This window comes from Pseudomonas sp. B3G-3 (assembly GCF_028640915.1).
GTDB classification, from domain to species: Bacteria; Pseudomonadota; Gammaproteobacteria; order Pseudomonadales; family Pseudomonadaceae; genus Aquipseudomonas; species Aquipseudomonas chlororaphis_I.
Genome location: NZ_JAQZAB010000065.1, coordinates 209,150 through 228,474, shown reverse-complemented (window position 1 = coordinate 228,474; position 19,325 = coordinate 209,150). Strand labels below are relative to the sequence as shown.

The following is a 19,325-nucleotide window of genomic DNA, read 5'->3' as shown; positions in this document are numbered from 1 at the left end:
ACGAAGCGGCTTTACTCGTCGCGACCTTCCATCATGGTGCGTTTGAGCATCACATAAACGGCCCCAGCGCCGCCGTGCCTGGCCTGGCACGAGGTGAAGCCGAGCACCTGGGGATGCTGGCGCAGCCAGGTGTTGACGTGGCTCTTGATCATCGGCCGCTTGCCGTCCAGGCGCACGGCCTTGCCGTGGGTGACGCGCACGCAGCGGATTTCGAACCTGGTGGCTTCGGCGAGGAACGCCCAGAGGGTTTCCCGGGCCTTTTCCACGTTCATGCCGTGCAGGTCGAGGCTGCCCTCGAAAGGGATCTGGCCGACCTTGAGCTTGCGCATCTGGCTTTCCTGAACCCCGTCGCGGGCCCACATCAACTCGTCTTCCGGGCCGACGTCGATCACGAACTGATCGGACAGCCCGTCGACGGCAGTGGTCTCGGTGCGCACGCTGGCAGCCTGGCGCAGCTTGGCGATCTGCGCCCGGTCAGCCTTGGGTTTGCCGGTTTCGGCGCGATCGTGCTTGATCGGCTTGACGCCTTGGATCGCGCTTTTGAACAGGGAAAAATCGTCGTCTTGCATGTCAGCCTCCGCGAAGACCGAGCAGTTTACCCAACTCGACGGGAGAGGGGCGGGACAAAACGTGTTGCCATCGATTCAGTCATGTTTCTTCATCAGGTGCGGAGCCATGTTCAAGGTCTGCGGCTGGCGCATGCGGCGCCGGCAGCGACGCCACAGCCAGACGCCGACATACAGCAGTAACAGACCGACCGCTAGAATCACCGCGGAACCTGCCGGACTTGCATTCAATTCGCCCAGCGCCGGAGGGCGCCCCAACAGGCTGGCGGCCCCGGCCATCGCCAGCAGCACACCGAAGGTCGCCAGCAACGCGGAGAATCCCGCGCCCAGGCGCAAACGCCAGTTCCGCGGGCCTTTGGGCCGCAGACGACGTGCGTCAAAACCATCGGATATCTTCATTCCGACCTTCCTCAATGGGTATCGGCCCTTCGACCGAAAGATGACCGGGTGGTTCCTGAGGCTAAGGCAATTACGGCAAATGAGAGGCTTTTACGGATGAGCGGCCCGTGGACCGCTCATTGCAGGTCGATCAGATCAGATCTTTGGTCAGGGCGAGGGTGGCGAAGTTGTCCGCCATGATGGCCATTTCGGTCTGCTGGACGTGCTCGGCGCTGAGGATGCCGCCCTTGTAGGGCAGGTCGCGGGTGGCGCAGGCGTCTTCCACCAGGGTGCAGCGAAAGCCCAGGTTCTTCGCCGCGCGCACGGTGGTGCTGACACTGGAGTGGCTCATGAAACCGCAGACGATCAGGTCCAGGGAGCCCAGGTCCTGCAGGCGCTTTTCCAGTTCGGTGCCATGGAAGGCGCTCGGCAGCAGCTTGCCGATGATGGTCTCGTCGCCCTGGGGTTCGAGGCCGGGGATGAATTCGCCGCGCTCACCCTGGGGGTCGAACAGACCGCCGACGGTGCCGAGGTGGCGCACGTGCACAACCGGGCGGCCGGCGGAGCGGGCGGCAGCGACCAGTTGCTTGATGTTGGCGACCGCGGCGTCCATGCCGGACAGGGCCAGCGGACCGCTGAGGTACTCTTTCTGGGCGTCGATGATCACAAGGGTCGCGTGGCTCAAATTAGCCGCTGCATAACCACGACCGCTGAGTTGAAACATCGTCTTTGGAACGGACATTCTGGGGCTCCTGTGAGTGGGGCTTTTGCGACATTGTCCTCTGGCGGAGCGCTTCTGTGAATCGCTACTAACGTAAGGTGCGTGGTTGCTGGCCTACAGCCGTGTCAAGGGCTATGGAGAATCGGGTCGAATGCGGGGAAAAGCGCCTGGGCGCCCCGCAGACTCAGATTTTTCATGCGTCGTCCTCAGACGTTTTGGCTGTTAGAATCGCCAGTCGTTTTTTCAGGAGTCTGTCCCGTGATCACTTCCCGCCTGCGCACCCTGCGCGACCACATCCGTTGGGCTGTCAGCCGCTTTCATGGGGAGGATCTGTTTTTCGGCCATGGGACCGACAACGCCTGGGACGAAGCCCGCCAGTTGGTACTGGGTGCCTTGCACCTGCCGTGGGAAATAGCCGACAGCTATCTGGACTGCGCGCTGGAAGATGACGAACTGGTCAATCTGCAGCGTCTGCTCAAGCGGCGCATCGAAGAGCGCGTGCCGACCGCCTACCTGCTGGGCGAGGCCTGGTTCTGTGGCCTGTCGTTCATTGTCGACGAGCGTGTGCTGATCCCGCGTTCGCCGATCGGCGAGCTGATCGAAAAACGTTTCGAACCCTGGCTGGGTGCCGAGCCTGCGCGGATTCTCGACCTGTGCACCGGTTCCGGCTGCATCGGCATTGCCTGCGCCTACGAATTCCGCCATGCGGAAGTGGTGCTGGCCGACTTGTCGTTCGAAGCCCTCGAGGTGGCGAACCAGAACATCGAGCGCCATGGCGTCGATGAGCGGGTGTTCACGGTGCAGGGCGACGGTTTCGAGGGCTTGCCGGGCCAGCGTTTCGACCTGATCGTGTCGAATCCGCCGTATGTGGATGCCGAGGACTTCGCCGACATGCCCGAGGAGTACCAGCATGAACCAGAGCTGGGCCTGGCTTGTGGCGACGATGGCCTGAACCTGGTGCGGCGCATGCTGGCCGAGGCGGCCGATCATCTGACCGAGAAGGGCCTGTTGATCGTCGAGGTCGGCAACAGCCAGGTCCATGTCGAAGCCCTGTACCCGGAAGTCGACTTCGCCTGGCTGGACTTCGAGCGCGGCGGCCATGGCGTGTTCATGCTCACCGCCGAGCAGTGCCGGCAGCACCAGGCGTTGTTCAGCTCCCGGGTCTGATCGGCGTTTCTGTAGGAGCGAGCGGGCGGCGATCCGACTTGCCCGCGATCCAGGCACCGGGGTGTGCCTGGACGGACGCTATCGCGAGCAAGCTTCGCTCCTACAGGTATCCGCGTAAGTCTGGAATCAGCGGTGGGTCGCGATCCAGATCAGCAACCCGGCCTGGAACACCGCAAAGGCCACCAGGCAGGTGATGGTAAAGCGCAGTCCGGTGTCTTCGCGCTTGTACTTGGCAACCTTTTCTTCGTGCTTGCGCAGTTTGACTTCCTGCTCTTCGAGGTTCTGCTCGGCCTGTTGCAGCATCTGCGCGGCTTCGAGGATCTCGACGAATTGCAGCTTTTCGGTGTTCCAGTTGGCCAGCAGTTCGCCGACCTGCACATTCTTGACGCTGCCCTTGAGATGCTGGGCATCGGCGTAAACCACATCGAAACCCTGGACCCGCAGGAAATGATCGCGTCGCAGGCGCGTGGCCTCGTTCAGCGCATCCTTGTTCGCCAGTTCGAAACCGTCCACGCGGTAGTGCGGCCATTTCTTCTGCGCCCAGCTTGCGCCCTGCGCCAGCAGAAAGCGGCCGATGCCACGGTTCGCCGGCTCGATCTGCAGGTTTTCCGGCTCGAAGCGCACCCGCCGAGTCGCATGATCGACCCAGACATCCAGGTGATTCTGCTCCTTGCGCACCCGTTGGCCCGGCAACTGGAGGGTCATGCGCAACAGGCTGCGCTCCTTGTTGCTGCGCTCGGCATAACCGAACTCGATAAAGCGCAGCGGCCGTCCGCCCGTGGCGCGATCGGTTTGCAGCGGGGCCAGGCGAAGCATCCGGTGATGCTCGGCGTGGACATCCGCCCACGGCAACGCCACGGCTTCGGGAGCGGGGTTTTCAACCTCGGTTTCGGGAGGGTTCTGGGTATCGGTCATAACGGCGAGATCCTGTCCAAGCGCTACTTGCCGACGGCAAGTGAACGGCCGGCAAAGGCTTATCGGCCGTTTTTTTCAGGACTGGAGGGGAAAACGCGTCAACGGGCGTGAAGTCCGTCAATAAAACCGATGATGCGGCTGCCGAGTTCCGAGGCCAGGGGCAGTTGCGGGTCCTTGTAGGAGGCCAGTTGCCGCTTGACGTCGTTGGGCACGATGCGCAGCACATGGTTCATGCCCTCGATCAGCGCCAACTGGGCATCCGGCTTGGCGGCCTTGAGCATCCGCGCGTCGTCGACGCCGACCTGGATGTCGTTGCTGCCCTGGACGATCAGGGCCGGCATTTTCAGGCGGGCGAACGCGGCGGCCGGGTCTTCTTTGAACAGGGTGATCAGGTACGGCTGCACGCTGGGGCGGAAGATCACTTCCAGCGGCGGCGGCACGTCGGTGTCGACCCGGCCGGCCTTGAGGCTGTCGAGCAGTTCGTTGCTGCGCAGCATCAGCGGCGCCGGCAGGCGATAGCTCAATTGCTGGCGCAGCACCTGGTCCACCGGGCGGGCGGTGCCGGAGATGGAAATCACTGCCGCCGCATCGACCTGGGGCGCCGCCAGGGTGGCGATCAGCGCGCCTTCGCTGTGGCCGAGCACGATCAACGGGCCCAGGCGCGGGTCGGCCTTGAGTTTTTTGCCCCAGGCCACGGCATCGGCGACGTAGGCGTCGAGGGTCAGGTTGCGTTCGTCCGGAGTAGCGGCAAGGCTCGCGGCCACGCCGCGCTTGTCGTAGCGCACGCTGGCGATGTTGTGCTTGGCCAGCACCCAGGCCAGGCGCTTGAGGCTGTCGTTGCGCCCGCCGTCGGGGTTGTTGCCATCGCGGTCGGTAGGGCCGGAGCCGGAGACGATCAGCACCACCGGCACCGGGGCGTCGGACTTGGGCAACAGCAGCGAGCCATATAACTCGCCATTGCCAGTGTCCAGGCTGATGGGACGTTGCAGCACGGCCGCGTGGACCAGGCCGGTGAACAGGGTAAGGCTCAAGAGAAGAACTCGCAGCATCATCACGCCATCATGGAGAAGGTGCCGGTTGGACTTCCCGGCACGGATAAGGTTCGAGGATGAACTAGTTGGGTAGGCTGCGTATACTGGCGCGCTCAGTAATCCAGATTGAGTTATTTCGGCTGATTTCACGGAGCGTCCCGCATGTCTGGCAATACCTACGGCAAGCTGTTCACTGTCACCACCGCCGGCGAAAGCCATGGTCCGGCGTTGGTCGCCATTGTCGACGGCTGCCCACCGGGTCTTGAGCTGTCGCTGGACGATCTGCAGCGCGACCTGGACCGGCGCAAGCCCGGCACCAGCCGCCACACCACCCAGCGCCAGGAAGCCGATGAAGTCGAAATCCTCTCCGGCGTGTTCGAAGGCAAGACCACTGGCTGCTCCATCGGCCTGTTGATCCGCAATACCGACCAGAAGTCCAAGGACTACTCGGCGATCAAGGATCTGTTCCGCCCGGCCCACGCCGATTACACCTACCACCACAAATACGGCATCCGCGACTACCGCGGCGGCGGTCGCAGCTCGGCGCGGGAAACCGCCATGCGCGTGGCGGCCGGGGCCATAGCCAAGAAGTACCTGGCCAGCCAGGGCATCGTGGTGCGGGGCTACATGAGCCAGCTGGGCCCGATCGAAATCCCGTTCAAGACCTGGGACTCGGTGGAAGACAACGCCTTCTTCAGCCCCGACCCGGACAAGGTGCCGGAGCTGGAAGCCTACATGGACCAGCTGCGTCGCGATCAGGACTCGGTGGGGGCGAAGATCACCGTGGTCGCCGAGGGCGTGATGCCGGGCCTGGGCGAGCCGATCTTCGACCGCCTGGACGCCGAGCTGGCCCACGCGCTGATGAGCATCAACGCGGTCAAGGGCGTGGAGATCGGCGCCGGTTTCGCCAGCGTTGCCCAGCGTGGCACCGAGCATCGCGACGAGCTGACCCCGCAAGGTTTCCTCAGCAACAACGCTGGCGGCATCCTTGGCGGGATTTCCTCCGGCCAGCCGATCGTCGCGCACCTGGCGCTCAAGCCGACCTCCAGCATCACCACCCCGGGTCGCTCGATCGACATCGATGGCAACCCGGTGGACGTCATCACCAAGGGCCGTCACGACCCGTGCGTCGGCATCCGCGCCACGCCGATCGCCGAAGCCATGATGGCCATCGTGCTGATGGATCACCTGCTGCGTCATCGTGGCCAGAACGCCGACGTGCGCGTCAGCACGCCGGTGCTGGGCCAGTTGTAATGGCGTCCCTGCCAGTCGCCACGGTCTGACGGCCGTGGCGGCGCTCCCGTACTGGCGGCTCTCCAGTTTCTATCTGTTCTATTTCGCCTTGCTGGGTTCGACCGCGCCATTTCTGGCGCTGTATTTCGATCACCTGGGGTTTTCCAGCGCGCGCATCGGCGAGCTGGTGGCGATTCCCATGCTCATGCGCTGCGTGGCGCCGAATATCTGGGGCTGGCTCGGCGACTACACCGGCCAGCGCCTGGCCATTGTGCGTTTTGGCGCGATCTGCACGCTGCTGAGCTTTTCGCTGATTTTCGTCAGCAAGAGCTACGCCTGGCTGGCGATGGTCATGGCCTTGCATGCGTTCTTCTGGCACGCAGTGCTGCCGCAATTCGAAGTGATCACCCTGGCGCACCTGCAAGGCCAGACCGCCCGCTACAGCCAGATCCGCCTGTGGGGTTCGATCGGCTTCATTCTCACGGTGGTGGCGCTGGGGCGGCTGTTCGAGTGGCTGAGCCTGGATATCTACCCGGCGACGCTGGTACTGATCATGGCCGGCATCGTGCTCAGCAGCGCCTGGGTGCCCAATGCCCAGCCAGCGGCCCAGGGCAGTCGCCTGGCGGCTGGAGGCTTTCTTGGCCAGCTGCGCAGCCCCGGCGTGCTGGCCTTCTATGCCTGCGTGGCCTTGATGCAAATGAGCCACGGCCCCTACTACACCTTCCTGACCCTGCACCTGGAACACCTGGGTTACAGCCGCGGCTTGATCGGCCTGCTGTGGGCGTTGGGGGTGGTCGCCGAAGTGCTGATGTTCCTGGCGATGAGCTGGATTCTCTCGCGGTTTTCGGTGCGCCGGGTGCTGCTGGCGAGTTTCCTGCTGGCGGCCCTGCGCTGGCTGCTGCTGGGCGCCTTTGCCGAGCACCTGTGGGTGCTGTTGTTTGCCCAGGTGCTGCATGCCGCGACTTTCGGCAGCTTTCATGCCGCGGCCATTCATTTCGTGCAACGCAGCTTCGGTGACCGCCAGCAGGGCCAGGGCCAGGCTCTGTACGCGGCCCTGGCCGGCACCGGCGGCGCATTGGGCGCGCTGTATTCCGGCTACAGTTGGAACGCCCTGGGCGCGACATTGACCTTTAGTATTGCAAGCCTCGCAGCGCTGGCGGCAGCCGTTATCATTGCCACACGTATGCAAGAGGAGAGGCCATGAGCCTTAGCCGCGAACAGCTGGCACAGGACATCATCGAGGTCGGGCGCTTTCTACATGCCCGCGGCTGGTCGCCGGCCACCAGCAGCAACTATTCCACGCGCCTGTCGCCAAGCGCGCTATTGCTCACGGCTTCTGGCAAGCACAAAGGCCAGTTGGGCCTGGATGACGTGCTGGCCACCGACCTGGCGGGCAACAGTCTGGAACCGGGTAAAAAGCCGTCGGCCGAAACCCTGTTGCACACCCAGCTGTACAGCTGGAACCCGCAGATCGGCGCCGTGTTGCATACCCATTCGGTGAACGCCACGGTGCTGTCGCGCCTGACCGCCGAGGACTTCATCGAGTTCGAGGGTTACGAGCTGCAAAAGGCCTTTGCCGGCATTGCCAGCCACGAGTCGCGGGTGCGGGTGCCGATTTTCGACAACGATCAGGATATTGCCCGGCTGGCGAGCAAGGTCCAGCCCTGGCTCGACGCCCATGCCGATTGCGTTGGCTACCTGATTCGCGGTCATGGCCTCTATACCTGGGGCGCGCGCATGAGTGACGCGCAGCGCCAGATCGAGGCCTTCGAGTTCCTGTTCGAGTGTGAGTTGAAGACTCGCGCCCTGTTAAACCGTTAAGGCTTTCTTCCACTGAAGTAGCCACCGCCTGATGACATGCACCGCCTGACCGGCCTGGAAAGCCTGCGGGCACTGCCGATAACGAGGAATTGCCAAGATGAGCAGCCTGTCCGTTTACCACGTATCCAGCCCGGACCTGCCGAACAAGGTGCTGACCCATTTCGACGATATCGCCGCGACCCTGGCCGAGCAGGGCGTGCGTTTCGATCGTTGGCAAGCCGCCACCAGGATCCAGCCGGGCGCCAGCCAGGAGGAAGTGATAGGCGCCTATCAGGAGCAGATCGACCGCCTGATGACCGAACGCGGCTACATCACCGTCGATGTGATCAGCCTCAATAGCGATCACCCGCAGAAGGCCGAGCTGCGCGCCAAGTTCCTCGACGAACACCGCCACGCCGAGGACGAGGTGCGCTTTTTCGTCGCCGGTCGCGGCCTGTTCAATCTGCACATCGGCGACTACGTGTACGCCGTGCTCTGCGAGAAGAACGACCTGCTTTCGGTGCCGGCCGGTACCGCGCACTGGTTCGATATGGGCGAGAACCCGTACCTGGTGGCGATCCGCATGTTCAATAACCCGCAAGGCTGGGTCGCCAACTTCACCGGTTCCGATATCGCCAGCCAGTTCCCGCTTCTGGAGGATTGAGCGGATGCCGATCAAGGCCATTCTCACCGACATCGAAGGCACCACCAGCGCGGTGAGTTTTGTCTTCGAGGTGCTGTTTCCCTACGCGGTGCAGCAGCTGCCGGACTTCGTGCGCAAGCACGCCAACCGGGCCGATGTCGCCGAGCAGTTGCAGGCGGTGCGTGAGGCCCGCGGCGAGCCGGCGGCGGATGTCGAGCGGGTGATCGAGGTCCTCCTGGGCTGGATCGCGGAAGATCGCAAGGCCACGCCACTCAAGGCCTTGCAAGGCATGGTCTGGGAACAGGGGTACCGGGCCGGGCAGCTCAAGGGCCATGTCTACCCGGATGCGGTGGCGGCGTTGCAGCACTGGCATCAGTCTGGTTATCGGTTGTACGTCTATTCGTCGGGCTCGATCCAGGCGCAGAAGCTGATTTTCGGTCGTTCCATTGCCGGGGACCTGGCGCCGCTGTTCAGCGGTTTTTTCGACACCACTTCCGGGCCCAAGCGCGAAGTGCAATCTTACCAGCGCATTACCCAGGCCATCGGTTGTGCACCTGGGCAGATTCTCTTTCTGTCCGATGTCGTCCAGGAACTGGATGCGGCCAAGTCCGCCGGCCTGGCCACCTGCGGCCTGGTGCGCGAAGGCGGGGTGTTGGCGGGGCATGCGAATGTGGCGAGCTTCGCCGAGATCGATCCGCAGCGTTTCTGAAAGCAATCAGGCCGTGTCAGCGTAAGGCTGGCACGGCCTGATTGGGGCTATCCGTCATGTCTGCGTTGTCACCGCGAATCCGCAGCGGTACGGATTTAAAGCGAGTGATACGACGGCAGGGCAAAACGGTTCTGGCTTTGCAGCAGGGAAATCTGTGGCAATTCGCTGGCCTGTTCAGCCAGGTCGCGACGCAACGCGCTGATCACCCACGACAGCTGATCGCCCGCATGCAACTGCGCATAAGAGATCGAGCGCTTGAGCTGTTTACCTTCGCTGTTACGCAGCGTCAGCAGGATGCCGCCATCGGGCCGTGGCTGAGTGGTCACTTCGTAGTTGGAGAACAGGGAAGCGAATTTTTCTTGGATCAGGCTCATGTCTATCAGCTCCATTGGTTCTTGAATGGCAAACCTGGAGTGATAGGTGCAGCGATTGTGCCAGCCTCAATTTTTTAAAAAATCTTTATAAATCATATTGTTATAAATATTCGTCATTTGTGCGTCCGTGCAATTTGCATGAATGGCCATCGTGCATCCTGCATTTTGCGAGATCGCAGGCGTGGGCGAGGGCCGGGGCGTAACGCTGTGACTGTCGGTTCACGTAAAAGATTCAACCGGCAAACCGGCCCTCAAGCGCGAGGCACCTGGCGGCGCGGGGGAGATACAAAACTTTGCAAAAACTCCGTGTACAGGCCAAGAAGCGCTGACGTATTTTTTTGCCAGCGACAGGCTGTACAAGTCAATCAGACGCTTCATCGACATGGACAGTCATGCGTCGTGATCCCTAGGGTCATGGGCGCCTGATAATAAGAAAATAGGACGTCATCCATGAACGCCATGCTCCGCATCACTGCCAATAGCGCGCCCCCTGTTTCTCTCCAGTTTGCCGTGGCGGCCCGCCCTCGGCCCCCAGCCGAATAGCCCCATCGACCCTTGTCTGCCTGCCGGTCTGGCCCGTGCAGGATCCTTTTGCGTCGAACAGGAGCCGTCATGAGCACTCGTCAGCACGACATGATCACCTGGGGCATGATGCTGCGAAAGTTGCCCTCCATCGCCCGGGCGTTGCCGCGGGTCATCAAGGGCATGCAGATAGCCAACGTCAAGCGTGCCGATCAGCCCTGCGGGCTGGGCTGGACCTTCGAGCAGGCCACGCAACGCAACCCTGACGGCCCGGCGCTGCTGTATGGCGACCGGGTGTTGAGTTATGCACAGGCCAACCAGTGGGCCAACCGGATCGCCCATTACCTGGCGAGCCAGGGCATCGGCAAGGGCGACGTGGTGGCGATCTTCGTCGAGAACCGTCCCGAGTTGCTGGTGAGCGTGCTGGCGGTGGCCAAGCTCGGCGGTATCTGCGCCATGCTCAACACCGCGCAGACCGGCAGTGTGCTGGTGCACAGCGTGAACCTGGTGAAGCCGGTGGCGATGATCGTCGGCGTCGAACTGCTGGATGCCTATTCGGCGATTCGCGACCAGGTCGCCATCGACGAGGCGCGTACCTGGTTCGTCGCCGACCCAGATGTGGCGCCCGGGCCAACGCCCGCCGGCTGCATCGACCTGATGGCCGCCAGCGCCGCCAGCGACTCGGGCAACCCCCCGAGCACCGCGCGGATCTACCTCGACGATCCGTGCTTCTATATCTACACCTCGGGCACCACCGGGCTGCCCAAGGCCGGCATTTTCAAGCATGGCCGCTGGATGCGCACCTCGGCCAGCTTCGGCATGATCGCCCTCGATATGCAGCCGGCCGACATCCTCTACTGCACCTTGCCGCTGTATCACGCCACCGGGCTGTGCGTGTGCTGGGGCTCGGCCATCAGCGGGGCCTCGGGGTTTGCCATTCGCCGCAAGTTCAGCGCCAGCCGGTTCTGGGAAGACGCCCGCCGGTTCAAGGCCACCACCATCGGCTATGTGGGCGAGCTGTGCCGTTACCTGATCGACCAGCCCGCCAGCGAGCACGACCGTGACAACAGCGTGGTGAAGATGGTTGGCAACGGTCTGCGCCCCGGCGTGTGGGGGCCGTTCAAGCAGCGTTTCGGCGTCGAGCATATCTGCGAGTTGTATGCCGCCAGCGACGGCAATATCGGCTTTACCAACGTGCTCAACTTCGACAATACCGTGGGCTTCTCCCTGGCGCCCTGGGCGCTGGTGGAGTACGCCCACGACACCTGTGCGCCGATCCGCAACGGCTCGGGTTTCATGCAGAAGGTCGCCCGGGGCGGGCAGGGCTTGCTGCTGGCGAAGATCGACGACAAGGCGCCGCTGGACGGCTATACCGAGCCGGAAAAGAACCTGAAGGTGATCCTCACCGACGTGTTCGAGAAGGGAGATCGTTACTTCAATACCGGCGACCTGCTGCGCGATATCGGTTTTGGCCATGCGCAGTTCATCGATCGCCTGGGCGATACCTATCGCTGGAAGGGCGAAAACGTCTCCACCACCGAGGTGGAGAACATCCTCCTGCAACATCCGCAGGTCGCCGAGGCGGTGGCCTATGGCGTCGAGGTGCACAACACCAACGGTCGCGCCGGGATGGCGGCGATCACTCCGGCCGAGTCCCTGGCGACCCTGGATTTCACCGAGCTGTTGCAGTTCGCCCGCGAGCATCTGCCGGGCTACGCGGTGCCACTGTTCCTGCGGGTCAAGGTGAAAATGGAGACCACCGGCACCTTCAAGTACCAGAAGACCCGGCTCAAGGAAGAAGCCTTCGACCCGTCGAAAACCGGCGGCGACCCGGTGTACGCCTGGTTGCCGGGATCGGCGACCTACGTCCAGGTGACGGAGGCGGTCCTGGCGGACATTTGCGCTGGCCGGCACCGTTATTGATTCTGGCTATGGCCGCTCTTGAGAAAAAAGGGATGACAGGGCAGGAGGCGCTTGGGGACACTAGCGGCTTTCCGATTGGCCGAAAGTGGAGTTCCCGATGTCAGACAAAAGCCGCCAGATGACCGCAGAAGAAGCCGCCGAGTTTACCGAGCAGGTCTTCAACGTCGCCCGTCAAGGCGACGCCCAGATGCTCGACAAGCTGGCGAGCAGCGGTCTGCCGGTCAACCTGCGCAATCACAAGGGTGACACCCTGCTGATGCTGGCCAGCTACTACGGGCATGTGGACGCGGTGCAGGTGCTGCTCAAGCACAAGGCCGACCCCGAGATTCGTAACGACAACGGCCAGAGCCCGATCGCCGGCGCGGCCTTCAAGGGCGACCTGGCAGTGGTCAAGGCGCTGGTGGAAGGCGGCGCCGAGGTGGAAGGTTCGTCCTTCGACGGGCGTACCGCGCTGATGATGGCGGCGATGTTCAACCGCACGGAAATCGTCGACTACCTGATCGGCAAGGGTGCCAACCCGCGAGCCACCGACGCCAACGGCGTGAGTGCACTGGACGCGGCGAAGACCATGGGCGCCGTCGACACCACCGCGCAGTTGCAGAAGTTGCTGGGCTGAGCTGAATGGCGCATGCCGCCGGGCCAAGGCCAGGCCTTGGTCGCGGCGGTAGGTTCGCGGGGCGGGTTTAGGCTATCCTGCGCGCCCGCCATTGACCCGTAACAGGATTCGCCCATGAAAACCGTCCTCGCCGAACTCATCACCAAAATCAGCTCCGGCTGCATGGGCGAAGAAGAAATCCTGCGGATCGCCGACGAGGCCGCCCAGGCCTACGCCGATCCCCAGGCCTTCCTGGCCGCCAACCCGGACATCAACTACGACGACAGCTTCCCGATCCCGCTGGGCGAATGGGTGGTGGTCGGCAGCCTGCCGGAAACCGTGCTGTTCCAGGCCGACACCTACATGGACCTGTTCGCGCAGATCGTCGCGTCTTTCGGCCCGGGCGTGGCGTTCAACATCAAGCCCAAGCAACTGGCCAAGACCGAGGCCCTGACCGCGCTCAACCGCATCCAGATCCAGATGGGCAGCATGAACCCGGAAAACGGCGGCTACGTGCTGATGAACTTCAGCCAGCTGCTGGACGACGAGCTGCAAGTGGTGCTGGTCTACGGCAACGACGTGCCGCGCGTGCTGGAGCTGTGCGCCGAAGCCGGCATCGCCGCCGCTCCGTCCCTGGAAGCGCTCAAGGTCGCGGTTCACGTCTGAGCTGCCGAGCCACGGACCTGACCGCGCGGGCGATAAAAAGGAACCCAGGCGCTGGCCGGCTATCCTAAGTGGGCAAGCCCTCACTTAGGAGCGACACCATGGGTTCCACCTTCAATACGCTGGTCGGCCTGATCATCCTCGCGCTGGACATCTGGGCGATCATCAATGTGCTAAAAAGCAGTGCCGAAACCGGGATGAAAATCCTCTGGGTGCTGCTGATCATCCTGTTGCCGGTTCTGGGCCTGATCATCTGGGCGATTGCCGGGCCGCGCGGTAACGTGAGGTTCTGAAGGCTGGCGCGGGTTCGAAAAGGGGCCGCCAGGCCCTTTTTTATGTGACCAAATATGCGCTGCACGAAATTTTCACAAAGTCTCCATGACAATTCGCCAGCGCTGTTTTTCCGCTACACCCCGTGCGATCTCCGGTTGCGATCCCTGACTCTGGCCATTGCCGGCCGGGTGAGGGCGCCTGCCAGTAATCAATGGCAATGCCGCTGCTGATCGTGCAACATTTGCGCACCGCGCCATCCCCCCCAGCCCTGAATGGCTACAAGAGGGCAAAGCGCAGCTGCATTTTTTTCGCAACTTCAACTTCCATTGGGTCCTAAAACGATATGGCAAACCCGGACGCCCTGAGTCAGCAGCGAGCCTCGAGTCGCCTGCTGCAACCGACCGTCAAATCGCATCTGGCTTATACGCTGCTCTGCGCGCTGGCCATGATGGTCATGCTGTCCTTGCTGCGCGTGGCGCTGCTGGTCTACAACCGCGAGATGATCCTCGACACACCGGCCTCGACCTTCCTTGAAGCCTTCGCCAACGGCCTGCGCTTCGACGTGCGCCTGGTGGTCTACCTCAGCATCCCGCTGCTGCTGGCCCTGTTCAGTGCCCGGGCCATGGCGGCTCGCGGTTTCTTCCGCTTCTGGCTGACCATCGTTTCGAGCATCGCGCTGTTCCTCGGCCTGATGGAGATGGACTTCTACCGCGAGTTCCACCAGCGCCTCAACGGCCTGGTCTTCCAGTATGTGAAGGAAGACCCGAAAACCGTGATGAGCATGCTCTGGTACGGCTTCCCGGTGGTGCGCTACCTGCTGGCCTGGGCGCTCGGCACCTGGCTGCTGAGCCTGGCGTTCAAGGGCGCCGACCGCGCGACCCGGCCACGCGGCCCGTTCAGCGGCGGCAGCATCGGCACCCGGCAGGTCGCCCCGTGGTACGCCCGTATCGGCGTATTCGTGGTCTGCCTGCTGGTCTGCGTGGTCGCCGCCCGCGGCACCCTGCGCCAGGGCCCGCCACTGCGCTGGGGTGACGTCTACACCACCGAATCGAACTTCGCCAACCAGCTGGGCCTCAACGGCACGCTGTCGCTGGTCGAAGCGGCCAAGAGCCGGATGGGCGAAGACCGCAGCAATATCTGGAAAGCCACCCTGCCGCAGCCCGAGGCGCAGCAAGTGGTGCGCGACCTGCTGGTGATGCCGGACGACAAGCTGGTGGACGCCGATATCGCCGCCGTGCGCCGCGACTACACGCCACCGGCCGACAAGACCCTGCCGATCAAGAACGTGGTCGTGATCCTGATGGAAAGCATGGCCGGTCACTCGGTGGGCGCCCTGGGCGCTCCGGGCAACATCACCCCGTACCTGGACCAACTGTCCAAGGAAGGCCTGCTGTTCGACCGCTTCTTCTCCAACGGCACCCATACCCACCAGGGCATGTTCGCCACCATGGCCTGCTTCCCCAACCTGCCGGGTTTCGAATACCTGATGCAGACCCCGGAAGGCAGCCACAAGCTGTCCGGCCTGCCGCAGGTGCTGAGCGCCCGCAAGTATGACGACGTGTACGTCTACAACGGCGATTTCGCCTGGGACAACCAGTCGGGCTTCTTCAGCAACCAGGGCATGACCAACTTCGTCGGTCGCAACGACTTCGTCGATCCGGTGTTCTCCGATCCGACCTGGGGCGTGTCCGACCAGGACATGTTCAACCGTGGCCTGGAAGAGTTGAAGGCGCGGGAAAACGGCAAGCCGTTCTATGCCCTGCTGCAGACCCTGTCCAACCACACCCCGTACGCCTTGCCGACGCCGTTGCCGGTGGAGAAGGTGACCGACCGTGGCAGCCTGAACGAACACCTGACCGCCATGCGTTATTCCGACTGGGCCCTGGGCCAGTTCTTCGAGAAGGCGCGCAAGGAGCCGTACTTCAAGGAGACGCTGTTCGTGATCGTGGGTGACCATGGTTTCGGCAACGAGCGCCAGATCACCGAAATGGACCTGGGCCGCTTCAACGTGCCGATGCTGATGATCGCCCCGGGCATCCAGGAGAAATTCGGCCAGCGCAACCACACCGTGGGTACCCAGGTCGATATCGTGCCGACCATCATGGGCCGCCTGGGTGGCGAAGTGCGTCATCAGTGCTGGGGCCGCGACCTGCTCAACCTGCCGCAGGGCGATACCGGCTTTGGCGTGATCAAGCCGTCGGGCAGCGAGCAGACCACCGCCATCGTCACCGCCGACCAGATCCTGGTACTGCCGCGCGAGAAGGAAATGGCGCCGAAGATCTACCAGTACGAACTGGGTGCCAATCCCCATGCCGAAGTCGTGCCGGACGCGCCGCGTACCGCCGAGTTGAAGCACAAGCTCGAAGCCTTCCTGCAAACCGCTACCAAGAGCCTGCTGGATAACACCGCAGGCGTGGTGCACGGCACGCCGGACTGATTCATCGCGCGAATGAAAAAGAGGCCCTCGGGCCTCTTTTTTTTCGACGGTTGAACAGTCCCGAGCTTGAACGAGCGATGCCTATATCCGGCCCAGTAGCACGAGAATCAGCAACACCACCAGGACCACACCGATGATGCCGGATGGGCCATAACCCCAGCTTCTGGAGTGCGGGAACACTGGAAGACCACCGATCAGCAGAAGAATAAGAATAATGATCAGGATTGTGCCCATGTCGTTGTCCTTATTGGATGATCAAAGGCGCGGCTGGATTCAAGGCAATTAATCCGCACCGCTTAATCATTCCGACTCTTTGTTTTCAAGGATGATTCCAAGTTTTTTTAATGCTTTTTGCACGCAGGGCTATTTCCTTTCGTACCTGCTACCGCTGGCCATCGAGTGGAACTTGCAACACCGCGGGAAGTCGCACCGAGGCCCCGGTTTGCCTGGGGCATTCAGCAATCTGATGGTGCGTGGGCGGCACAAAATCCTTCGCTACACTCGCCTCATCTCTCCCGGAACAACAAGGCAACTCCTATGCAAAATCGCATGATGATCACTGGCGCCGGATCCGGCCTGGGTCGCGAAATCGCTCTGCGCTGGGCGCGCGAAGGCTGGCAGTTGGCGTTGTCGGATGTCAGCGAACCCGGCCTGCAGGAAACCCTCAGGCTGGTGCGCGAAGCCGGCGGCGATGGCTTCGTGCAACGTTGCGACGTGCGTGACTACAGCCAGCTGACGGCCTTCGCCCAGGCCTGCGAGGTCAAGCTCGGCGGCATCGATGTGATCGTCAATAACGCCGGCGTGGCGTCCGGCGGCTTCTTCAGCGAGTTGTCCCTGGAAGACTGGGACTGGCAGATCGCGATCAACCTGATGGGCGTGGTCAAGGGTTGCAAGGCGTTCCTGCCGCTGCTGGAAAAGAGCAAGGGCCGGATCATCAATATCGCCTCGATGGCGGCCTTGATGCAGGGCCCGGCCATGAGCAACTACAACGTGGCCAAGGCCGGTGTGGTGGCTCTCTCCGAAAGCCTGCTGATCGAGCTGGCCCAGCAGGAAATCGGCGTGCACGTGGTATGCCCGTCGTTCTTCCAGACCAACCTGCTGGATTCGTTCCGCGGCCCGACCCCGGCGATGAAGGCCCAGGTCGGCAAGCTGCTGGAAAGCTCGCCGATCAGCGCGGCGGACATCGCCGATTACATCTACACCCAGGTCGCCGCCGGCGAATTCATGATCCTGCCCCATGAACAGGGGCGCATGGCCTGGGCCCTGAAGCAGAAGAACCCGCAACTGCTGTACGACGAAATGACCCTCATGGCCGACAAGATGCGCGCCAAGGCCAAGCAAAACGCCAGCTGAGCTTGCCGTTGACCCTGTGCGTCGTTAGGGTTGCCAGCATCTGGCATCCCTGACGAGACCTTGCATGCTCAATTACCTGTGGTTCTTCCTCGCCGCGCTGTTCGAGATCGCCGGCTGCTACGCCTTCTGGATGTGGCTGCGCCAGGGCAAAAGCGCCTGGTGGATGGTCCCGGCGCTGGCGAGCCTGATGCTCTTCGCCCTGTTGTTGACCAAGATCGAAGCGAGCTACGCCGGCCGCGCCTATGCGGCGTACGGCGGGATCTACATCATCGCCTCGATCGGCTGGCTGGGCATGGTGGAGCGGGTGCGGCCGCTGAGCTCGGACTGGCTCGGGGTGGCGCTGTGCGTGATCGGCGCGAGCATCATTCTGTTCGGGCCGCGCTTTACCAACGGTTGAGGGGCTGGCCGGGTTTTGGGCGCCGCCATGGCATTCGCTCCCGGCCGAAGATCAGTCGAACAATTCCTTGGGCACGTCGTGCTTGAGCATCAACTGGCACTGCTCGCTGTCCGGATCGAACACGATCACCGCCTGGCCCTTGGTCAGCGCCTGGCGCACGCGCAGGACGCGGGTTTCCAGCGGGGTGTCGTCGCCATTGTCGGTGCCGTCGCGGGTGACGAAGTCTTCGATCAGGCGGGTCAGGGTGTCGACTTCCAGTTGGTCATGGGGAATCAGCATAGGGGCCTCCGGCAAACAATCCCGGATCCTACTGCGCCGGGCCCCGCGCGGCTAGGCAAACCTCGCGCGGGGCCCGGCTTTTCACTTCAGGGCTTATCACCTCAGGACTTTTGCCCCACCAGGCTGTCCACCGACGGCACCCGGGTGTCGCTTTCCATTTGCGTGTCGTGCTCCAGCTGATGACTGAAGCGGTCCAGGGAGCCCTGGGCCGGCTGCGCGTCGCTGGCGAACACCGGCGGGCTGAGGATGTAGGCGCCCAGCAGCCGACTGAGGGCCGCCAGGCTGTCGATATGGGTGCGTTCATAGCCGTGGGTAGCGTCGCAACCGAAGGCCAGCAGGGCGGTGCGGATGTCGTGGCCGGCGGTGACCGCCGAATGGGCATCGCTGAAGTAGTAGCGGAACAGGTCGCGGCGCACCGGCAGCTCGTGCTCGGTGGCCAGGCGCAGCAGGTGCCGCGACAGGTGATAGTCGTAAGGCCCGCCGGAGTCCTGCATGGCCACGCTCACCGCGTGCTCGCTGGAGTGCTGGCCGGGGGCGACCGGGGCGATGTCGATGCCGACGAATTCGCTGACGTCCCAGGGCAGGGCCGCCGCCGCGCCGCTGCCGGTTTCTTCGGTGATGGTGAACAGCGGATGGCAGTCGATCATCAGCGGCTCACCGCTGTCGACTATGGCCTTGAGCGCGGCCAGCAACGCGGCGACCCCGGCCTTGTCGTCGAGGTGGCGGGCGCTGATATGGCCGCTTTCGGTGAATTCCGGCAAGGGGTCGAACGCGACGAAATCGCCGACACCGATGCCCAGCGACTCGCAGTCGGCGCGGGTGGTGCAGTAGGCGTCCAGGCGCAATTCGATGTGGTCCCAGCTGATGGGCATCTCGTCCACCGCGGTGTTGAAGGCATGCCCGGAGGCCATCAGCGGCAGCACGCTGCCGCGCACTACGCCGTTGTCGGTGAACAGGCTGACCCGGCTGCCCTCGGCGAACCGGCTGGACCAGCAGCCCACCGGGGCCAGGGTCAGGCGGCCGTTGTCTTTCACCGCGCGCACGCTGGCGCCGATGGTGTCCAAGTGCGCCGAGACGGCGCGGTCCGGGCTGTTCTTCTGGCCCTTGAGGGTGGCGCGAATGGTCCCGCGGCGAGTCAGTTCGAAGGGAATGCCCAGTTCCTCCAGGCGCTCGGCCACGTAACGCACGATGGTGTCGGTGAAGCCGGTGGGGCTGGGAATGGCGAGCATTTCCAGGAGGACTTTCTGCAGGTAGTTGAGGTCCGGTTCGGGAATCGATCGGGTCATGGAAACTCCTGGTGAAGTGGAGCCAGTGGGTGCGTCATCGCGGGCAAGCCTCGCTCCTAC

General features: G+C 63.2%; 22 protein-coding genes. 13 read left to right on the top strand and 9 right to left on the bottom strand.

Features of this window, described 5'->3' with window-relative positions:
• Positions 1-11: 11 nt before the first annotated feature.
• The 3 genes from PVZ80_RS06010 to PVZ80_RS06000 form a co-directional block, all read right to left on the bottom strand.
• On the bottom strand, positions 12-569 hold the full coding sequence (locus tag PVZ80_RS06010) for a Smr/MutS family protein (protein WP_273863527.1): 558 nt from the start codon (positions 567-569) through the stop codon (positions 12-14).
• Between the two features lie 75 nt (positions 570-644).
• Positions 645-965 (bottom strand): hypothetical protein, encoded by a 321-nt coding sequence (locus PVZ80_RS06005; protein WP_007932271.1) that lies wholly within the window; start codon positions 963-965, stop codon positions 645-647.
• A 130-nt stretch (positions 966-1,095) separates the two neighbouring features.
• Complete coding sequence (locus PVZ80_RS06000; protein WP_009050202.1) at positions 1,096-1,686, bottom strand: cysteine hydrolase family protein; 591 nt, start codon at positions 1,684-1,686, stop codon at positions 1,096-1,098.
• 237 nt (positions 1,687-1,923) lie between these two features.
• On the opposite strand from PVZ80_RS06000, the gene prmB reads away from it, so the two are divergent.
• On the top strand, positions 1,924-2,832 hold the full coding sequence (prmB, locus tag PVZ80_RS05995; protein ID WP_009050201.1) for a 50S ribosomal protein L3 N(5)-glutamine methyltransferase: 909 nt from the start codon (positions 1,924-1,926) through the stop codon (positions 2,830-2,832).
• 126 nt (positions 2,833-2,958) lie between these two features.
• On the opposite strand, the gene PVZ80_RS05990 is transcribed toward prmB, so the two are convergent.
• Both PVZ80_RS05990 and PVZ80_RS05985 read right to left on the bottom strand, forming a co-directional pair.
• Positions 2,959-3,747, bottom strand: coding sequence for a hypothetical protein (locus tag PVZ80_RS05990; RefSeq protein ID WP_028683100.1), 789 nt, complete (start codon positions 3,745-3,747; stop codon positions 2,959-2,961).
• A gap of 98 nt (positions 3,748-3,845) precedes the next feature.
• A complete protein-coding gene (locus PVZ80_RS05985; protein WP_038634212.1) occupies positions 3,846-4,799 on the bottom strand; it encodes an alpha/beta hydrolase in 954 nt (317 codons plus the stop codon).
• Between the two features lie 141 nt (positions 4,800-4,940).
• Here PVZ80_RS05985 and aroC point away from each other — a divergent pair, with 141 nt between their 5' ends.
• The 5 genes from aroC to mtnC all read left to right on the top strand — a co-directional run bounded on the left by aroC (position 4,941) and on the right by mtnC (position 9,163).
• Positions 4,941-6,032, top strand: a complete 1,092-nt coding sequence (gene aroC / locus PVZ80_RS05980; protein WP_007932265.1) for a chorismate synthase — start codon at positions 4,941-4,943, stop codon at positions 6,030-6,032.
• A gap of 34 nt (positions 6,033-6,066) precedes the next feature.
• The gene (locus PVZ80_RS05975; protein ID WP_101283135.1) at positions 6,067-7,215 is read left to right on the top strand and encodes an MFS transporter; all 1,149 of its coding nucleotides are present in this window, start codon (positions 6,067-6,069) and stop codon (positions 7,213-7,215) included.
• Positions 7,212-7,832: a methylthioribulose 1-phosphate dehydratase gene (locus PVZ80_RS05970; RefSeq protein WP_028683097.1), complete on the top strand. Its 621-nt coding sequence runs from the start codon at positions 7,212-7,214 to the stop codon at positions 7,830-7,832. Before PVZ80_RS05975 ends, PVZ80_RS05970 begins: the two co-directional genes overlap by 4 nt.
• 97 nt (positions 7,833-7,929) lie before the next feature.
• A complete protein-coding gene (locus tag PVZ80_RS05965; RefSeq protein WP_053269685.1) occupies positions 7,930-8,475 on the top strand; it encodes a 1,2-dihydroxy-3-keto-5-methylthiopentene dioxygenase in 546 nt (181 codons plus the stop codon).
• A gap of 4 nt (positions 8,476-8,479) precedes the next feature.
• Positions 8,480-9,163 (top strand): acireductone synthase, encoded by a 684-nt coding sequence (mtnC, locus tag PVZ80_RS05960; RefSeq protein ID WP_273863526.1) that lies wholly within the window; start codon positions 8,480-8,482, stop codon positions 9,161-9,163.
• Positions 9,164-9,258: 95 nt separating this feature from the next.
• On the opposite strand, the gene PVZ80_RS05955 is transcribed toward mtnC, so the two are convergent.
• On the bottom strand, positions 9,259-9,537 hold the full coding sequence (locus PVZ80_RS05955; RefSeq protein ID WP_009045039.1) for a DUF3509 domain-containing protein: 279 nt from the start codon (positions 9,535-9,537) through the stop codon (positions 9,259-9,261).
• A 612-nt stretch (positions 9,538-10,149) separates the two neighbouring features.
• Here PVZ80_RS05955 and PVZ80_RS05950 point away from each other — a divergent pair.
• From PVZ80_RS05950 to PVZ80_RS05930, 5 genes are all read left to right on the top strand, one after another.
• Positions 10,150-11,982 carry a long-chain-acyl-CoA synthetase gene (locus PVZ80_RS05950; RefSeq protein WP_009050193.1) on the top strand — a complete coding sequence of 611 codons (1,833 nt, stop codon included), beginning with the start codon at positions 10,150-10,152 and terminating at the stop codon, positions 11,980-11,982.
• 97 nt (positions 11,983-12,079) lie between these two features.
• Entirely contained in the window at positions 12,080-12,598 is a 519-nt protein-coding gene (locus PVZ80_RS05945) for an ankyrin repeat domain-containing protein (RefSeq protein WP_009045037.1), read from the top strand.
• Positions 12,599-12,712: 114 nt separating this feature from the next.
• Positions 12,713-13,243, top strand: coding sequence for a hypothetical protein (locus PVZ80_RS05940; RefSeq protein ID WP_009050191.1), 531 nt, complete (start codon positions 12,713-12,715; stop codon positions 13,241-13,243).
• Between the two features lie 98 nt (positions 13,244-13,341).
• The gene (locus tag PVZ80_RS05935) at positions 13,342-13,533 is read left to right on the top strand and encodes a PLDc N-terminal domain-containing protein (protein ID WP_009050190.1); all 192 of its coding nucleotides are present in this window, start codon (positions 13,342-13,344) and stop codon (positions 13,531-13,533) included.
• Between the two features lie 323 nt (positions 13,534-13,856).
• Positions 13,857-15,950, top strand: a complete 2,094-nt coding sequence (locus PVZ80_RS05930; protein ID WP_009050189.1) for an LTA synthase family protein — start codon at positions 13,857-13,859, stop codon at positions 15,948-15,950.
• 81 nt (positions 15,951-16,031) lie between these two features.
• Here PVZ80_RS05930 and PVZ80_RS05925 read toward each other — a convergent pair whose 3' ends face one another.
• Entirely contained in the window at positions 16,032-16,184 is a 153-nt protein-coding gene (locus tag PVZ80_RS05925; protein ID WP_009045034.1) for a DUF3309 family protein, read from the bottom strand.
• A gap of 303 nt (positions 16,185-16,487) precedes the next feature.
• On the opposite strand from PVZ80_RS05925, the gene PVZ80_RS05920 reads away from it, so the two are divergent.
• Positions 16,488-17,303, top strand: coding sequence for an SDR family oxidoreductase (locus PVZ80_RS05920; protein WP_009045033.1), 816 nt, complete (start codon positions 16,488-16,490; stop codon positions 17,301-17,303).
• A 64-nt stretch (positions 17,304-17,367) separates the two neighbouring features.
• Positions 17,368-17,700 (top strand): YnfA family protein, encoded by a 333-nt coding sequence (locus PVZ80_RS05915; protein ID WP_007932246.1) that lies wholly within the window; start codon positions 17,368-17,370, stop codon positions 17,698-17,700.
• A gap of 51 nt (positions 17,701-17,751) precedes the next feature.
• Here PVZ80_RS05915 and PVZ80_RS05910 read toward each other — a convergent pair whose 3' ends face one another.
• Together PVZ80_RS05910 and PVZ80_RS05905 are read right to left on the bottom strand one after the other, a co-directional pair.
• Entirely contained in the window at positions 17,752-17,979 is a 228-nt protein-coding gene (locus PVZ80_RS05910; protein ID WP_007932245.1) for a YheU family protein, read from the bottom strand.
• A 101-nt stretch (positions 17,980-18,080) separates the two neighbouring features.
• A complete protein-coding gene (locus tag PVZ80_RS05905; protein WP_007932243.1) occupies positions 18,081-19,265 on the bottom strand; it encodes an osmoprotectant NAGGN system M42 family peptidase in 1,185 nt (394 codons plus the stop codon).
• Positions 19,266-19,325 lie beyond the last annotated feature (60 nt).

Coding starts and splice junctions, on each gene's coding strand:
- PVZ80_RS05925 (WP_009045034.1), bottom strand. CDS start 16,184: ATGGGCACAATCCTGATCATTATTCTTATTCTTCTGCTGATCGGTGGT.
- PVZ80_RS05910 (WP_007932245.1), bottom strand. CDS start 17,979: ATGCTGATTCCCCATGACCAACTGGAAGTCGACACCCTGACCCGCCTG.
- PVZ80_RS05985 (WP_038634212.1), bottom strand. CDS start 4,799: ATGATGCTGCGAGTTCTTCTCTTGAGCCTTACCCTGTTCACCGGCCTG.
- mtnC (WP_273863526.1), top strand. CDS start 8,480: ATGCCGATCAAGGCCATTCTCACCGACATCGAAGGCACCACCAGCGCG.
- PVZ80_RS05950 (WP_009050193.1), top strand. CDS start 10,150: ATGAGCACTCGTCAGCACGACATGATCACCTGGGGCATGATGCTGCGA.
- PVZ80_RS05905 (WP_007932243.1), bottom strand. CDS start 19,265: ATGACCCGATCGATTCCCGAACCGGACCTCAACTACCTGCAGAAAGTC.
- aroC (WP_007932265.1), top strand. CDS start 4,941: ATGTCTGGCAATACCTACGGCAAGCTGTTCACTGTCACCACCGCCGGC.
- PVZ80_RS05940 (WP_009050191.1), top strand. CDS start 12,713: ATGAAAACCGTCCTCGCCGAACTCATCACCAAAATCAGCTCCGGCTGC.
- PVZ80_RS05955 (WP_009045039.1), bottom strand. CDS start 9,537: ATGAGCCTGATCCAAGAAAAATTCGCTTCCCTGTTCTCCAACTACGAA.
- PVZ80_RS06010 (WP_273863527.1), bottom strand. CDS start 569: ATGCAAGACGACGATTTTTCCCTGTTCAAAAGCGCGATCCAAGGCGTC.
- PVZ80_RS05970 (WP_028683097.1), top strand. CDS start 7,212: ATGAGCCTTAGCCGCGAACAGCTGGCACAGGACATCATCGAGGTCGGG.
- PVZ80_RS05945 (WP_009045037.1), top strand. CDS start 12,080: ATGTCAGACAAAAGCCGCCAGATGACCGCAGAAGAAGCCGCCGAGTTT.
- PVZ80_RS05930 (WP_009050189.1), top strand. CDS start 13,857: ATGGCAAACCCGGACGCCCTGAGTCAGCAGCGAGCCTCGAGTCGCCTG.
- PVZ80_RS05935 (WP_009050190.1), top strand. CDS start 13,342: ATGGGTTCCACCTTCAATACGCTGGTCGGCCTGATCATCCTCGCGCTG.
- PVZ80_RS06000 (WP_009050202.1), bottom strand. CDS start 1,686: ATGTCCGTTCCAAAGACGATGTTTCAACTCAGCGGTCGTGGTTATGCA.
- PVZ80_RS05920 (WP_009045033.1), top strand. CDS start 16,488: ATGCAAAATCGCATGATGATCACTGGCGCCGGATCCGGCCTGGGTCGC.
- PVZ80_RS05990 (WP_028683100.1), bottom strand. CDS start 3,747: ATGACCGATACCCAGAACCCTCCCGAAACCGAGGTTGAAAACCCCGCT.
- PVZ80_RS05965 (WP_053269685.1), top strand. CDS start 7,930: ATGAGCAGCCTGTCCGTTTACCACGTATCCAGCCCGGACCTGCCGAAC.
- PVZ80_RS05915 (WP_007932246.1), top strand. CDS start 17,368: ATGCTCAATTACCTGTGGTTCTTCCTCGCCGCGCTGTTCGAGATCGCC.
- PVZ80_RS06005 (WP_007932271.1), bottom strand. CDS start 965: ATGAAGATATCCGATGGTTTTGACGCACGTCGTCTGCGGCCCAAAGGC.